Here is a 14,248-nt window from a genome sequence, read left to right as displayed (position 1 = left end):
GCCCCGGTCACTCGACCGGGGCCCTTCACGTGTGCGGGGAACGGCTGTTGCCGCCAGGACGGACTACGCCGTCTTCTGCTCGCCCGATCCGCGGCCGCGGGCGTCGCGCGGGATCAGGGTCGGGTTGACGTTGGAGAGGACCACGTCCGCGGTGATGACCACGCGGGCGACGTCCTTGCGGGACGGGACCTCGTACATGACGCCCTGGAGGACTTCCTCCATGATGGCGCGCAGGCCGCGGGCACCGGTCTGACGGAGGATGGCCTGATCGGCGATGGCTTCCAGCGCCTCGCGCTCGAAGTCCAGCTCGACGCCGTCGAGTTCGAAGAGGCGCTGGTACTGCTTGACGAGCGCGTTGCGCGGCTCGACCAGGATCTGCAGCAGGGCCTCGCGGTCGAGGTTGTGGACCGAGGTGATCACCGGGAGCCGGCCGATGAACTCGGGGATCATGCCGAACTTGACCAGGTCCTCCGGCATGACCTGCTCGAACTGGTCCTTGGACTCCAGTTCCCGCTTGGAGCGGATGGTCGCGCCGAAGCCGATGCCCTTGGCTCCCGCGCGGCCCTCGATGATCTTCTCCAGGCCGGCGAAGGCACCGCCCACGATGAACAGGACGTTCGTCGTGTCGATCTGGATGAACTCCTGGTGCGGGTGCTTGCGGCCGCCCTGCGGGGGGACGGACGCCGTGGTGCCCTCGAGGATCTTCAGCAGGGCCTGCTGGACGCCCTCGCCGCTCACGTCGCGCGTGATCGACGGGTTCTCGCTCTTGCGGGCGACCTTGTCGATCTCGTCGATGTAGATGATGCCGGTCTCGGCCTTCTTGACGTCGTAGTCGGCGGCCTGGATCAGCTTGAGCAGGATGTTCTCGACGTCCTCGCCGACGTACCCCGCCTCGGTCAGCGCCGTGGCGTCCGCGATCGCGAACGGGACGTTCAGCATGCGGGCGAGGGTCTGGGCGAGGAGGGTCTTGCCGGAGCCGGTGGGCCCCAGCAGCAGGATGTTGGACTTCGCCAACTCGATGGCGTCCTCGCGGCCCTGGGCGCCGCCGTTCTCCCCCGCCTGGACCCGCTTGTAGTGGTTGTACACCGCGACGGAGAGGGCTTTCTTCGCCGGTTCCTGGCCGACCACGTACCCCTCGAGGAACTCGTAGATCTCGCGGGGCTTGGGCAGTTCCTCCCAGCGGACCTCACTGCTCTCGGCGAGCTCTTCCTCGATGATCTCGTTGCAGAGATCGATGCACTCGTCGCAGATGTACACACCGGGCCCTGCGATGAGCTTCTTGACCTGCTTCTGGCTCTTGCCGCAGAACGAGCACTTGAGCAGATCGCCGCCGTCACCGATGCGTGCCACGGTGTGCTTCCCCTTCGCCTGGGAGCCACCTGAACGTCAACGTCCAGCGACTCCTGGTGCTGCCTTATGTCCGACGGTACCTTGCCGGGCCCCCCGTTCGGGTCCCCCTTGGCACGGTTCACTTCGACGTGGACCGTCCGTGACCATGCCAAGGGGCGCAGACAATACAGCCTCCCGGGCCTCACGCGTCAGCGCAGGCTGGCGTTGTCCATCTTCCGGGTGGTGATGATCTGGTCGATCAGACCGTAGCTCAGCGCGTCCTCGGCCGTGAGGATCTTGTCCCGCTCGATGTCCTCGCGGATCTTCTCGACCGGCGTGGTGGAGTGCTTGGCCAGCATCTCCTCCAGCTGTGAACGCATCCGGAGGATCTCGTTGGCGGCGATCTCCAGGTCGGAGACCTGGCCGCGGCCGGTCTCGCTGTACGGCTGGTGGATCAGTACGCGGGCGTTCGGCAGCGCCATGCGCTTGCCGGGCGTACCGGCGGCGAGCAGGACGGCGGCGGCGGAGGCCGCCTGGCCCATGCAGACCGTCTGGACGTCGGGCTTCACGTACTGCATGGTGTCGTAGATCGCCGTGAGCGCGGTGAAGGAGCCGCCGGGGCTGTTGATGTAGACCGAGATGTCCCGGTCGGGGTCCATCGACTCCAGGCACAGCAGCTGAGCCATGACGTCGTTGGCGGAGGCGTCGTCGATCTGCACGCCGAGGAAGATCACGCGCTCCTCGAAGAGCTTCGCGTACGGGTCGTACTCGCGGATGCCCTGGGAGGTGCGCTCGACGAAGCGCGGGATGACGTAGCGGGACTCGGCCGCGGGGCCGGTGTACTCGGCACGGGTGCGGTCGTACAGGCCGCTGCCGGGGAAGTCGTTCACGGTGTCTCCTGGAAAGGGGCTGAGGCGGTCGGCCGGGGGCTGCTGGGGCTGCCATCGGACCCTGGGGCGGGTCCGATGGGGGTCCTACGGGGCTGTGGGGCTCCCGTGGGCCGCTCAGGCCGCCCCGGTGCCGCCGCCGCCCGGCATGCCCGCGGCCGTGGGGATGACGTCGTCGATGAGGCCGTACCCCTTGGCCTCGAAGGCGTCGAACCAGCGGTCGCGGTCCGAGTCGCGGGTGACCTGCTCGACCGTCTGGCCGGTGTGCTGCGCGGTGAGCTCGGCCATGCGCCTCTTGGTGTGCAGCAGCCGCTCGGCGTGGATCTTGATGTCCGAGGCCGAGCCGGCCAGGCTGGCGGAGGGCTGGTGGATCAAAATCTCGGCGTTCGGCAGCGCGAAGCGCTTGCCGGGCGTGCCCGCGCTGAGCAGGAACTGACCCATCGAGGCCGCGAGGCCCATGGCGATGGTCACCACGTCGTTCTTGATGAACTGCATGGTGTCGTAGATCGCCATGCCGGCGGTGATCGAGCCGCCGGGGCTGTTGATGTAGAGGTAGATGTCCTTGTCCGGATCGGCGGCAAGGAGCAGCAGCTGTGCGGTGATCTTGTTGGCGATGTCGTCGTCGACCGGCTGGCCGAGGAAGATGATCCGCTCGTTGAGCAGCCGGTTGTAGACCTGGTCGCCGAGGCCACCACCGATGGAAGGCTCGCCGGCGGCTGAAGGCATCAGATTCGTCACGTATCCACCTGCTCGTCTTACGACGGCGCCGGGCCGTCTTACGTGTTCTGCCGGGGTGTGGGGCCGTCCGGCCGTACTCGCGGACTCCCCTGCCCTCGTATTCATGGACCCTAACGCGCGGGCTCCTTCGGGGAATCCCGCAGCGGGGGGTGTTCGCTGTGAGCGCAGGGTGCTCCACCGGGTGGGACGGGCTCCTCGCACCACGCGCGGCACGGCCGGTGGCGGGCCGCACGGCCGTACGGCAGACGGGCCCCGGCCTGATTGGTCCGGAGCCCGTCGTACGTCCGTCAGAGGCGAAGCGAGGATCAGTCCTCGGTCTTCTCCTCGGCCTTGTCGGTCTTGGCTTCGGCCTTGGCCTCGGTGGCCTCGGCCTTGTCCTCGGCGGCCTCGGTGGACTCGGCGGTGGCCTCGCCGGCCTCCGTCTCGTCCTCTTCCTCGTCCTCGAGGTCGATGATCTCGCCGTTGGTGTCCTTGACCGTGGCCTTCTCGACCACGGCGGCCAGGGCCTTGCCGCGGGCGACCTCGCCGACCAGGAGCGGAACCTGGCCGCCCTCGACGACCGCCTGGGCGAACTGGTCGGGGGACATGCCGGAGGAGGCCGCACGCCGCATGAGGTGCTCGGTGAGCTCCTCCTGGTTGACGTTCAGCTTCTCCTGGTTGACGAGCTCGTCGAGCACGAACTGGGTCTTGATGCCCTTGATCGCCGCCTCGCGGGTCTCGGTGTCGAACTCCTCGGCCGTCTTGCCCTGGATCTCCAGGTACTTCTCGAGGTCGAGGCCCATCTGACCGAGCTGGTGGTGCTCGAGATTGTGCTTACGGGTGTTGATCTCGTCCTCGAGCAGCTTCTCGGGGACGGGCACCTCGACCAGCTCGAGCAGCTTGTCCAGGACGCGCTCCTGGGCCTGCGTGGCCTGGTCGTACTGCTTCATCTCCTCCAGGCGCTTACGGCTGTCCGCGCGCAGCTCCTCGAGGGTGTCGAACTCGGAGGCGAGCTGCGCGAACTCGTCGTCCAGCTCGGGCAGCTCACGCTTGGCGACCTGGGTGACCTTGACGGTGACCTCGGCCTCCTTGCCCGCCGCGGAGCCGCCCTTGAGCTCGGAGGTGAAGGTGGCCTCCTGGTCGGCCGACAGGCCCGTCACCGCGGCGTCGACGCCGTCCAGCAGCTCACCGGAGCCGATGGTGTAGGAGACGCCGTTGGCGATGCCGTCCTCCAGCACCTCGCCCTCGACCTTGGCCTCCAGGTCGATGGTGACGACGTCGCCGTCCTCGGCGGCACGCTCGACCGGGGAGGTGGACGCGAAGCGCTCACGCAGTTCCTCGACGGCCTTGTCGACGTCCTCATCGGTGACCTCGACGGCGTCGACCTCGACCTCGATGCCGGAGTAGTCCGGGATCTCGATGGTCGGGCGGATGTCGACCTCGGCGGTGAAGTTCAGCGTCTCGCCGTCCTTCAGCTCCGTGATGTCGACCTCGGGCTGGCCCAGCGGGTTCAGCTCGGCCTCGTTGACCGCGTCGGTGTAGAACTTCGGGAGGGCGTCGTTGACCGCCTCCTCCAGCACCGCACCGCGGCCGAAGCGCTGGTCGATGACCCGGGCCGGGACCTTGCCCTTGCGGAAGCCCTTCACCGTGACCTGCTGGTTGATCTTCTTGTACGCCGCGTCGAGGCTGTCCTTGAGCTCCTCGAAGGGCACCTCGACAGTCAGCCGAACCCGGGTCGGGTTCAGGGTCTCCACGGCGCTCTTCACGGTTCGGTCTCCTTGTGGCTGACTTCTCGGATTCTGCCGGGACCAGAGCGGTCCGGCGGATTCGCCGCCCGGAGACTTCAGACCTGAGACACACGGGCGTGCAGCTTGCATAGTAACGGCAGCGACTACAGCGCCCAAAAGACGATCACCGGTGGTGATCGGGTGACTGGTCGGGGTGGCGGGATTTGAACCCACGGCCTTCCGCTCCCAAAGCGGACGCGCTACCAAGCTGCGCCACACCCCGTCTGGTGCGACACGTAGGGTACATGCCGCCGCACGCTCCGGCCTCCGCGTATCGCGGGCGTGGTGCGGCGGCGGGACCCGAGTGGGCACGGGGTGTGCGACGAGGGCGCACCACCCGCTACGATGCCTGTCAGTGCCGCGGTCCTCACGACCCGCGGTGCGCTCCTGCGGGCGTAGCTCAATGGTAGAGCCCTAGTCTTCCAAACTAGCTACGCGGGTTCGATTCCCGTCGCCCGCTCTGCAGGGCTCAGGGCCGGGTGGAGGATTTTCCCTTCACCCGGCCTTGATCGCGTCCCCGCCGCTTCCGCGGCCTTCGTCACTTGTCGGCGCGGTAGAGCTTGATGCCCTTGTCGGCGAAGAGGTGCACGTAGCCGCAGCGCCAGCAGATCAGGCCGGTGGCGCTCTCGTCGGCCAGGCCGGCTTCATGAACTCCATGCCGGAGCTGTTGAGCAGGGCCTCCCGGTCCCGGAGCAGGTCCTCCTCGGCAGACCTGGCGGTCGAGCCAGACATCGCCCAGTGCCGCACGTGCCGGCTCCGCCATCGCGTGAGCGTCCTCGGGGGTCAGAAGCTGATCGAGCTGATCGTGTCCGCTATCGAGTCGAGGAAGCGGTTGATCGACGGGGCCATGCCGGTCGAGGCGAGGAAGAAGCCGAAGAGGATCGCGACGATCGCGGGCCCGGCCTTGATCGACCCCCCTCTGATCAGCACTACCAGGACGATCGCCAACAGCACCACGACAGACAGTGAAATGGCCACAACTGATCACACCCTCGGTCGGTCCGCTTCGCCGGCCCGGGCGACGCATCCCCGCGCACCCCGCCAGAACCATCGTGCCACCAACAGAGCCGTCCTATGCGGCGAGTGACGCATCGTCCGACTCACCTCGGCCGTGCCTCGCGTGTGCGGGCCCCCCGCGCGAGGCCCCGCCCCGGCACGTGCGGGACACGCACGGAGCCAACGGCGCGGCGTCGCACAGCAATTCGGCACGACCCCCGTGCGGCCAATTCGACCGTATCGTCGCCGTCTCCACATAACGCGTTCGCGACTATTTCGAATTACCCCCACACGTATCCCGATGAGCCCCCCGGCAGCCCGCGAAGCGGCTCGAAACGGACATCCCACTGGACCCGCTCGACGGGCATATACGTGACTTCGTCCGGAATGATGACGACAAGAGGGACCCGTGCAGTACGGGGAACCCTTGCCCGCGCGGTGTGTTGGCCGTCACGCCCACAAAGCCGTCTGTATTCGCGGAACGAGGGTATCCGGATTCGATGACAGGAATGACGTGGGAGTTTTACGAATACCCACGCCGAACGCTAGGGTGCCTCAGATGTTCCACGCTGCCTCGTCCCCCGCAAGCGCAGCGAGCACACCGATCCCCTCCCCGAGTTCCTGGCGGGTGGTTCGGTGACGGACTCGCTGCGACCGAACGGCAACCGCAGGACGCCGCGTCCCCCGGCCGAACCGCCGGATTCCGAAGCGCCGGGCCCGCGCACGGAGAACATACAGAACACGGAGGTCACCTCCGGCAAGCGGCGGGACGCGTTCTTCGACAACGCCAAGTACCTGGCGATCGTACTGGTGGCCGTGGGCCACTTCTGGGAGCCCGTCAAGGGTGACAGCCGGGCCATGGAAGCCGCGTACACCGTCGTGTACTCGTTCCACATGCCGGCCTTCATCATCATCTCCGGCTTCTTCTCGCGCAGTTTCGACATGCGCCCCGACCGGCTGCGGCGGCTGATCACCGGCGTCGCCGTGCCGTACATCATCTTCGAGACGACGTACCCGCTCTTCAAGCGCGTCATCGACAACGACCCGCAGCAGGAGATCAGCCTCCTCGACCCCTGGTATCTCACCTGGTTCCTGTGCGCGCTGTTCATCTGGCGGCTGACCACACCGATCTGGAAGGCGGTGCGCCACCCGCTGCCGCTCGCGCTCGGCATCGCCATGCTGGCGAGCGTCTCCCCCAGATCGGCGACGACCTCGATCTGCAGCGGGTCCTGCAGTTCCTGCCGTACTTCGTGCTCGGCCTGTGCATGAAACCCGAGCACTTCCGGCTGGTGCGCCGCCGGTCGGTACGGATCGCGGCGGTGCCGGTGTTCGCGGCGGCGCTGGCCTTCGGCTGGTGGGCGGTGCCGCGGATGCACACCGGGTGGTTCTACCACCGTGACTCCGCACAGGAGTTGGGTGCCCCGTGGTGGGCCGGTCCGGTCATGATGCTGGCGATGTTCGGCTGCTCCGTGCTGCTGACCGCCTGCTTCTTCGCCTGGGTGCCGGGCCGCCACATGTGGTTCACCGCGCTCGGCGCGGGCACGCTCTACGGCTATCTGCTGCACGGTTTCGTGGTGAAGGCCGGTGACTACCGGGGCTGGTTCGAGCCCTCCGTGCTGCACGAGCCGATCGGCGCGGTCGCCGTGACCGTCTTCGCGGCCGTCCTGGTGACGTTCCTGTGTTCCAAGCCGGTGCAGCGGGTCTTCCGGTTCGCGGTGGAGCCGAAGATGGAATGGGCCTTCACGCGGGATGCCGCGCAGCCGGCCCGCGACCGCGCGCGCGAACCCCGCGAGATGCGGGACGGCCAGGAGAAGCAGGAGACGCAGGAGACGGTCTCCGCCTAGTCGGCCGGCGCGGGCCGGTCGGCCCGCTCCCCCGCCACGAGGCCGAGGAGTGTGCGCATCCGCGCGTACTTCTCGGCCAGTCGGGTACGGGTCGCCTCGTCCAGCACCGCCAGCCGCGCCGGGTCGGCGTTGTGCGCCAGGTCCGCCTCCTTCACCAGCAGGGCACCCGGGGTCGCGAGGATGCGGGCCGCGTACGCCTCGGGCGGCTCCCCGGACCGCTTGGTGACCGCGAGGACGATGTCCCGGGTCCGCCGGGTCAGTGCCGCCTCCCTGAGCCACTGCTCCGACAGTTTGCCGTCCTCGACGGCGTCGTGCAGCCAGGCCGCCGCGATCTGCTCCTCGTCACCGCCGCGGGCCCGTACGCCCTCGGCCACGGCCCGGAGGTGTTCGGCGTACGGCATGCCCGCCTTGTCGGTCTGGCCCTCGTGCACGGCACGGGCGATGGCCTCGACCTGGGCGGGGGTCAGCAGGTTTCGCGGTGTCTCGGTCACCTCTCCAGTGTCCCCCGCGCCCGGATGCCGCACGGGCCGGGCGGGGCAGGAGAGTGACGGAGTGCGCCGGTCCGGGCGCGGAGAGCCGGGGTCAGCGGGGCGTGGCGGCCGTGGGGCCCTCGCGGCAGATCAGCAGTAGCGCGCGGTCGTCGTTGACGTCCTTGGCGACCGCTTCGATGAGATGCCAGGCCGCTCCGTGGAAGCCGCCGGCGACGTAGCGGTCGGCCTCGCCGGTGAGGCGGTCGATGCCTTCGACGATGTCCCGGTCCGACGTCTCCACCAGGCCGTCGGTGAACAGCATCAGCACGTCGCCGGAGCGCAGCGAGCCTTTCACCGGGTCGAACTGGGCGCCGTCGTACACACCCAGCAGCGGGCCGTCGCCCGACTTCTCCTCCCAGCGGCCGCTGCCCGCGCTGAGTTGGAGGCCCGGCGGATGCCCGGCGGAGTACAACTCGTAGTCGCCGGAGTCCAGGTCGAGGACGAGGTGGATGGAGGTGGCGAAGCCCTCCTGCCACTCCTGGCGGAGCAGGTAGCCGTTGGCGGCCGGCAGGAAGGCGTGCGGCGGCAGGCTGCCGAGCAGGCCGCCGAAGGCGCCGGACAGCAGCAGGGCGCGCGAGCCCGCGTCCATGCCCTTGCCCGACACGTTGGTCAGGACGACCTCCAGCGTGCGCCCGCCGTTGGTACGGGCCGCGACCACGAAGTCGCCGGAGAAGGACTGGCCGCCGGCGGGTCGCAGGGCCATCTCCCGATGCCATCCGCTCGGCAGGGCCGGCAACTGGCTCTGCACCCTGATGCGTTCACGCAGGTCGAAGAGCATGGTGCCGCCGCGCCGCCAGGGCACGCCCACCCGGCTGCGGAACTGGGCGACGACCAGTCCGAAGAAGCCGGAGGCGGCCACGACGAGGACGACGCCCGGGGTCACCCTGGACGCGCCCTCGGTGTACGGGCCGAGTCGGACGGCCTCCACGATCAGTGCCGTCGCCGCCGCCGCGTACAGGCCGAGCAGGCTCGCCGGACGGAGCAGCAGCCCGCCGGCGACGATCGGCAGCACCAGCGCGGACGGGGCGAACCAGACGGAGTTGGCGAGCGTCGCGGCCGAGATGAGCGGGATCGTCAGCAGCAGTCCGGCGAGGGCTATCCAGTCGGAGCCGTCCCCGCGGAAGTAGTCGACGGCAGCCCGGCGCACGCCGACGCGGGCCCGGTGCCACTGCTTCTTCACCCGGGCGGTGAGCGTGTCGGCTTCCGCGCGCCTCTCTCGTCCTGCTGCCATCAGTTCGGGACCCTATCCATCGGAGCGACCACTTGGCACGGGAGGTCCTGGTTGTCCCCCGTCCGGGGGCCGACTTCACAGTGAACTTCACCGAGCGCCGTCGCGTGGACGTCCGGCGGAAAACGTGCCGGACGTCCCGCGCCGCCCGCTCGTCGCGCACCGGCCCCGCCCTGCCGGGCCGGCCTCACCGGTGCTGGCAGGCCGGGCACCAGAAGAGGTTGCGGGCGGCGAGGCCGGCGGTGCGGATCCCCTCGCCGCAGATGTGGCAGGGCTGATGGGCCCTGCGGTAGACATACACCTCACCGCCGTGGTCGTCGACACGCGGCGGGCGGCCCATCGCCTCCGGGGTGTGTTCCGGGCGGACGGTGTCGATCCGGTTGTTGCGGACGCCCTCGCGCATGAGCCCGACCAGGTCGGTCCAGAGGGCGTCCCACTCGGCGGGGGTGATGTCCCGGCCCGCGCGGTACGGGTCGATACGGTGCCGGAAGAGGACCTCGGCGCGGTAGACGTTCCCCACGCCGGCGATGATCTTCTGGTCCATGAGGAGCGCGGCGATCGTCGTACGGCTGCGGCTGATCATGCGGTACGCGGCGGCCGGGTCCGCGTCCGGGCGCAGGGGGTCGGGGCCGAGACGGTCGTGTACCGCCCGCTTCTCGGTGTCCGTGATCAGGGCGCAGGTGGTGGGCCCGCGGAGATCGGCGTACGACGCGTGGTGCGTGAGGCGCAGCCGGACGGTGTCCGTGGGCGGGGGTGCGGGGGCCGGGCCCAGCGCGACCTTGCCGAAGAGGCCGAGATGGATGTGGACCCAGTCGGTGTGCTCGGGGTCGGGCTCCCGGAAGCCGAGGAACAGGTGCTTGCCGTGGGCTTCGGCGGTGTGCAGGACGGCTCGGTCCAGGAGGGCGGCGGCGTCGCTGAACTTGCCCTGGGGGCTGGAGACTCGGAGGGGGGTGCCGTCGGAGAAGGCCGCGGCGCAGTCCTCGGCCAGCCGGTGAATGGTGTGGCCCTCCGGCACGGGTTCGTTCCCCTCCCTCTCGACTCTCTCAGCCCGCTCGGCCGTCCCGGACCGCTCGCCTTCCTCGCCCCCTAGCGGTTACCGCTGGGGGTGGTGGGGCGGGATCGGGGGGAGGTCGCCGGTGGTCTCGTAGTCCGCGAGCATGTCGATGCGGCGGATGTGACGCTCGTCGGCCGAGAACGGGGTGTCGAGGAAGGTCTCGACGAACTTCGTCGCCTCGTCCGAGGTGTGCATGCGCGCACCCACCGCGACCACGTTGGCGTTGTTGTGCTGGCGGCCCAGCGCCGCGGTCTCCTCGCTCCACGCCAGGGCCGCTCGTACGCCCTTCACCTTGTTCGCGGCGATCTGCTCACCGTTGCCGGAGCCACCGATCACGATGCCGAGGGCGTCGGGGTCGGCGGCGGTCCGCTCGGCGGCGCGGAGGCAGAAGGGCGGGTAGTCGTCCTGGGCGTCGTAGATGTGCGGCCCGCAGTCGACGGGCTCGTGACCCGCGTCCTTGAGCCACTCGACGAGGTGGTTCTTGAGTTCGTATCCGGCATGGTCGGAACCGAGGTACACGCGCATGGTCCGAGTGTGACACGCGGGATCGCGGGCAGGCGCGCGGGGGCATGTGACACGGCTCCCGGTCACAGCGCGGTGGACGCCGCCGACGGGGCGGACGCCCTGGCCGCCACGGAGGTCACGGACATCACGGACGCAGAAGGGGCCGGCCGGGCGCTGTGCGTGCGCCCGGCCGGCCCCTTCCGGGCACGACCGAAGAGTCACCGCTTGTTGACGAACCGCCAGGCGGTGGGCAGCACGCCCATCGCCAGGGCCGCCTTCAGGGCGTCGCCGATGAGGAACGGGGTGAGGCCGGCCGCGATCGCGGCGGAGGCGGACATGCCGGTGGCCAGCGCCAGGTAGGGCACGCCGACGGCGTAGATGACCGCCGAGCCGAGCAGCATGGTGCCCGCCATCCGCCACGCGGAGCGGTCGGCGCCGCGACGGGCCAGGGCGCCCACGACGACCGCGGCCAGCAGCATGCCGAGGATGTAGCCGAACGACGGCGCCCCGAAGCCGGACGCTCCCTCGGCGAACCACGGCACACCCGCGACGCCCGCCAGCGCGTACAGCGCGAGGGAGAGGAGACCGCGCCGGGCGCCGAGGGTGGTGCCGACGAGCAGCGCGGCGAAGGTCTGGCCGGTCACCGGCACCGGGGATCCGGGGATCGGGACGGCGAGCTGGGCGGCGACGCCGGTGAGCGCGGCACCGCCGACCACGAGGGCCACGTCCCTCACGCGGGAGGCCGGGACGAGGTCGGCGAGGACCAGACCGACGCGGGCCCCGCCTTCCTGGGGCAGGGCGGATGAGGCGGCAGCGGTGCTCATGGGGACTCCGCGGGGTGAGGAGGCTGGGGACGACAGCGACGCTATCCCAGCGCCCTCGCGCCGATCACCGTCAGCGCTCGACAAAGGCGCCGGTACGCGGATGGTGGGCTCCGGACAAAGAACGCGCGTAACCCGGGGAACGGCGTGATGCCGGTCACTGCGCTGACATGGCCTCTCCCACAGGGACCGCCCGGGTGGCGCCTGTGGGGTCCCGCCAAACCGGCCGCCCGCGTCCCGCGCCCGGCCCGCCGCCGGGTGGCCTGCCGGTCACCCGACGGTAACCGGAGCGTCACCCTCCGAGTGACACGTGTCCACATGGTGGGCAGCCCCTCCTCGGAAGGAAGGGGCCACCCACACTGACGGAGTTTCACCTTCTCCCGTATTGGACGAGCCGTGCCCGTGCCCAGCGCCTCCGTCGAGACACCGCCGCAGCGGGAGGAGGCATCCCTCTCCCACGGCCTGAAGCAGCGCCATCTGTCGATGATCGCCCTGGGCGGGGTGATCGGGGCCGGTCTGTTCGTCGGCTCCGGCGCGGGCATCGCGGCCGCCGGGCCGTCGATCGTCCTCGCCTACACCCTCTCCGGCCTGCTGGTCATGCTGGTGATGCGGATGCTCGGCGAGATGTCGGCCGCGTATCCGTCGTCCGGTTCCTTCTCGGCGCACGCCGAGCGGGCGATCGGGCCCTGGGCGGGATTCACGGCGGGCTGGTCGTTCTGGGTGCTGCTGTGCACGGCCGTCGGCCTGGAGGGCATCGGCGCCGCGAAGATCGTCACCGGCTGGCTCCCGGGCACGCCCGAGTGGGCGTGGGTGGCGCTGTTCATGGTGGTCTTCTGCGGCACGAACCTCGCGGCCGTGAAGAACTTCGGCGAGTTCGAGTTCTGGTTCGCGGCGTTGAAGGTCGGCGCGATCTCCTTGTTCCTGGTGCTCGGGGTGCTGGCCGTCGCGGGCGTACTGCCGGGCACCGACTCCCCGGGCTCCTCGAACCTCACCGATCTGTTTCCGAACGGCGGCGAGGGGCTGGTGATCGGCCTGCTCGCCTCCGTCTTCGCGTACGGCGGCCTGGAGACGGTCACCATCGCCGCGGCCGAGTCGGAGAACCCGGTCAGGGGCGTCGCCCTCGCGGTCCGTACCGCGATGTGGCGGATCGCGCTGTTCTACATCGGGTCGATGGCGGTCATCGTGACCCTGGTCCCGTGGGACTCGCCGGCGGTGGTCGAGAGCGGCCCGTACGTCGCCGCCCTGGACCGCCTCGGCATCCCGGGCGCCGGTCAGCTGATGAACGTCGTGGTGCTGGTGGCGCTGCTGTCCGCGATGAACGCCAACATCTACGGCGCCTCGCGCATCGGCTACTCCCTGGTGGAGCGCGGGCAGGGCCCGAAGGCGCTGAGCCGGGTGTCGGGCGGGGTGCCGCGGCTCGCCGTACTGGCCTCCTCGGTCTTCGGGTTCCTGTGCGTGCTGCTGAGCTACTGGCGGCCCGACGACGTCTTCTCCTGGCTGCTGAACATGATCGGCGCGGTGATCCTGGTCGTCTGGATCTTCATCGCCGTCTCGCAGCTGCGGCTGCGCCGCGTCCTGGAGCGCGAGGCGCCGGAGAAGCTGGTGGTGCGGATGTGGGCGTTCCCGTGGCTGACGTGGATCGCGCTGGCCGGGATGGCGGGCGTCTTCCTCCTCATGGCCCGCGAGCCGGGCACGCGCGTGCAGCTGTACTCGACGGGCGGAATGATCGTCGTGCTGGCGGCCGTGGGCTACGCCTGGCAGCGGAAACGGGCCGGCACCGAGAGCTGAAGCCCTTCCCGAAGCCCCCTTCCCGCGACGGCGAAGGCCCTCACCCGGACGCGTCCGGGTGAGGGCCTTTTTCATGCCCGTGTGCGTCCCGGGCACGCGATCCGCCCCCCTTCTGCTGCTAGCGTGCAGTTGCAGGCTTATTGCAATAAGAGGTTCGAAGGAACCCCCATGCCCGTCCACACGCTGCCCGACCTGCCGCACGACCACTCCGCGCTCGCGCCGGTGCTCACCCCCGAGATCATCGAGCCGCACCACGACAAGCACCACGTGGCCCATGTGAAGGGCGCCAACGGCACGCTGGAGCAGCTCGCGGCGGCGCGGGGCAAGGAGTCGCGGGGCCCGGTCGACTGCCGGCCCCTGAGACCCGGCACCCCAGGGGGCCCGTGAGGTCCCGGTGAGCGTCCTGCCTCGTGATCGTCTTCTCACCGTTCACCCGGCAGACGGAAAAAGGAAGCCCCTGCGAGGACAGGACTCGCGGGGGCTTCCGGTATCCGGCATTCTGGGTCAGAGTGCCCCATGACGACATCCAGGACCATGAAGCTGCCCTGCTGGACGTGCGGCGCGGACCAGCAGCATCGTCAGCTCGACAAGGCCGAGCAGGACTGGCTCAAGGAGCGGCTGGGCCGCGCCGGTGTGAACGAGTTCTGGCTCTGCGAGAACGTGCTGGACGCGGGCACCGGCAAGCAGTGCCGCAACCTGCGCACGGGGTTCGTCATGAAACCGTTCCCCAAGGCCGTCCGCGTGCCCGTCCCGGAATGACCCG

General features: G+C 69.8%; 13 protein-coding genes, 2 tRNA genes and 2 pseudogenes. 5 read left to right on the top strand and 12 right to left on the bottom strand.

The window, feature by feature from the left end:
- Window positions 1–63: 63 nt before the first annotated feature.
- From clpX to WJ438_RS27135, 5 genes are all read right to left on the bottom strand, one after another.
- The gene (clpX, locus tag WJ438_RS27155; protein WP_406727547.1) at window positions 64–1,350 is read right to left on the bottom strand and encodes an ATP-dependent Clp protease ATP-binding subunit ClpX; all 1,287 of its coding nucleotides are present in this window, start codon (window positions 1,348–1,350) and stop codon (window positions 64–66) included.
- Window positions 1,351–1,538: 188 nt separating this feature from the next.
- On the bottom strand, window positions 1,539–2,219 hold the full coding sequence (locus WJ438_RS27150; protein WP_406727546.1) for an ATP-dependent Clp protease proteolytic subunit: 681 nt from the start codon (window positions 2,217–2,219) through the stop codon (window positions 1,539–1,541).
- A gap of 114 nt (window positions 2,220–2,333) precedes the next feature.
- Entirely contained in the window at window positions 2,334–2,942 is a 609-nt protein-coding gene (locus WJ438_RS27145; RefSeq protein ID WP_406729824.1) for an ATP-dependent Clp protease proteolytic subunit, read from the bottom strand.
- A gap of 317 nt (window positions 2,943–3,259) precedes the next feature.
- Window positions 3,260–4,699: a trigger factor gene (gene tig / locus WJ438_RS27140; protein ID WP_406727545.1), complete on the bottom strand. Its 1,440-nt coding sequence runs from the start codon at window positions 4,697–4,699 to the stop codon at window positions 3,260–3,262.
- A 167-nt stretch (window positions 4,700–4,866) separates the two neighbouring features.
- Window positions 4,867–4,943, bottom strand: a tRNA-Pro gene (locus WJ438_RS27135).
- A 166-nt stretch (window positions 4,944–5,109) separates the two neighbouring features.
- Here WJ438_RS27135 and WJ438_RS27130 point away from each other — a divergent pair.
- Window positions 5,110–5,180, top strand: a tRNA-Gly gene (locus WJ438_RS27130).
- 78 nt (window positions 5,181–5,258) lie between these two features.
- On the opposite strand, the gene WJ438_RS27125 is transcribed toward WJ438_RS27130, so the two are convergent.
- Together WJ438_RS27125 and WJ438_RS27120 are read right to left on the bottom strand one after the other, a co-directional pair.
- Window positions 5,259–5,483: a hypothetical protein gene (locus WJ438_RS27125; protein WP_406727544.1), complete on the bottom strand. Its 225-nt coding sequence runs from the start codon at window positions 5,481–5,483 to the stop codon at window positions 5,259–5,261.
- 20 nt (window positions 5,484–5,503) lie between these two features.
- Window positions 5,504–5,698 (bottom strand): hypothetical protein, encoded by a 195-nt coding sequence (locus WJ438_RS27120; protein ID WP_109379105.1) that lies wholly within the window; start codon window positions 5,696–5,698, stop codon window positions 5,504–5,506.
- 654 nt (window positions 5,699–6,352) lie between these two features.
- Here WJ438_RS27120 and WJ438_RS27115 point away from each other — a divergent pair.
- Window positions 6,353–7,560 (top strand): annotated as a pseudogene (locus WJ438_RS27115) (acyltransferase family protein).
- Here the strand turns inward: WJ438_RS27115 and WJ438_RS27110 are convergent.
- The 5 genes from WJ438_RS27110 to WJ438_RS27090 form a co-directional block, all read right to left on the bottom strand.
- On the bottom strand, window positions 7,557–8,051 hold the full coding sequence (locus tag WJ438_RS27110) for an HD domain-containing protein (RefSeq protein WP_406727543.1): 495 nt from the start codon (window positions 8,049–8,051) through the stop codon (window positions 7,557–7,559). The pseudogene WJ438_RS27115 and the gene WJ438_RS27110 overlap by 4 nt on opposite strands.
- Window positions 8,052–8,142: 91 nt before the next feature.
- Window positions 8,143–9,321: a PP2C family protein-serine/threonine phosphatase gene (locus WJ438_RS27105; RefSeq protein WP_406727542.1), complete on the bottom strand. Its 1,179-nt coding sequence runs from the start codon at window positions 9,319–9,321 to the stop codon at window positions 8,143–8,145.
- Between the two features lie 184 nt (window positions 9,322–9,505).
- Entirely contained in the window at window positions 9,506–10,333 is an 828-nt protein-coding gene (locus WJ438_RS27100; protein WP_406727541.1) for an Fpg/Nei family DNA glycosylase, read from the bottom strand.
- 78 nt (window positions 10,334–10,411) lie between these two features.
- Window positions 10,412–10,897, bottom strand: coding sequence for a ribose-5-phosphate isomerase (locus tag WJ438_RS27095; protein ID WP_406727540.1), 486 nt, complete (start codon window positions 10,895–10,897; stop codon window positions 10,412–10,414).
- 197 nt (window positions 10,898–11,094) lie between these two features.
- A complete protein-coding gene (locus tag WJ438_RS27090) occupies window positions 11,095–11,700 on the bottom strand; it encodes a biotin transporter BioY (RefSeq protein ID WP_406727539.1) in 606 nt (201 codons plus the stop codon).
- 399 nt (window positions 11,701–12,099) lie between these two features.
- Here WJ438_RS27090 and WJ438_RS27085 point away from each other — a divergent pair, with 399 nt between their 5' ends.
- The 3 genes and pseudogenes from WJ438_RS27085 (at window position 12,100) to WJ438_RS27075 (ending at window position 14,244) form a co-directional block, all read left to right on the top strand.
- Entirely contained in the window at window positions 12,100–13,485 is a 1,386-nt protein-coding gene (locus WJ438_RS27085) for an amino acid permease (RefSeq protein ID WP_406727538.1), read from the top strand.
- A gap of 168 nt (window positions 13,486–13,653) precedes the next feature.
- Window positions 13,654–13,833: pseudogene (locus WJ438_RS27080) on the top strand (superoxide dismutase); the annotation flags it as partial.
- Window positions 13,834–14,001: 168 nt separating this feature from the next.
- Window positions 14,002–14,244, top strand: a complete 243-nt coding sequence (locus tag WJ438_RS27075; RefSeq protein ID WP_406727537.1) for a hypothetical protein — start codon at window positions 14,002–14,004, stop codon at window positions 14,242–14,244.
- Window positions 14,245–14,248 lie beyond the last annotated feature (4 nt).

The sequence above is a fragment of the Streptomyces sp. GD-15H genome (genome assembly GCF_045291515.1).
Lineage (GTDB): Bacteria > Actinomycetota > Actinomycetes > Streptomycetales > Streptomycetaceae > Streptomyces.
The sequence above is the reverse complement of the archived record's forward strand: the minus strand, read 5'-3'. Positions and strand labels throughout refer to the sequence as shown.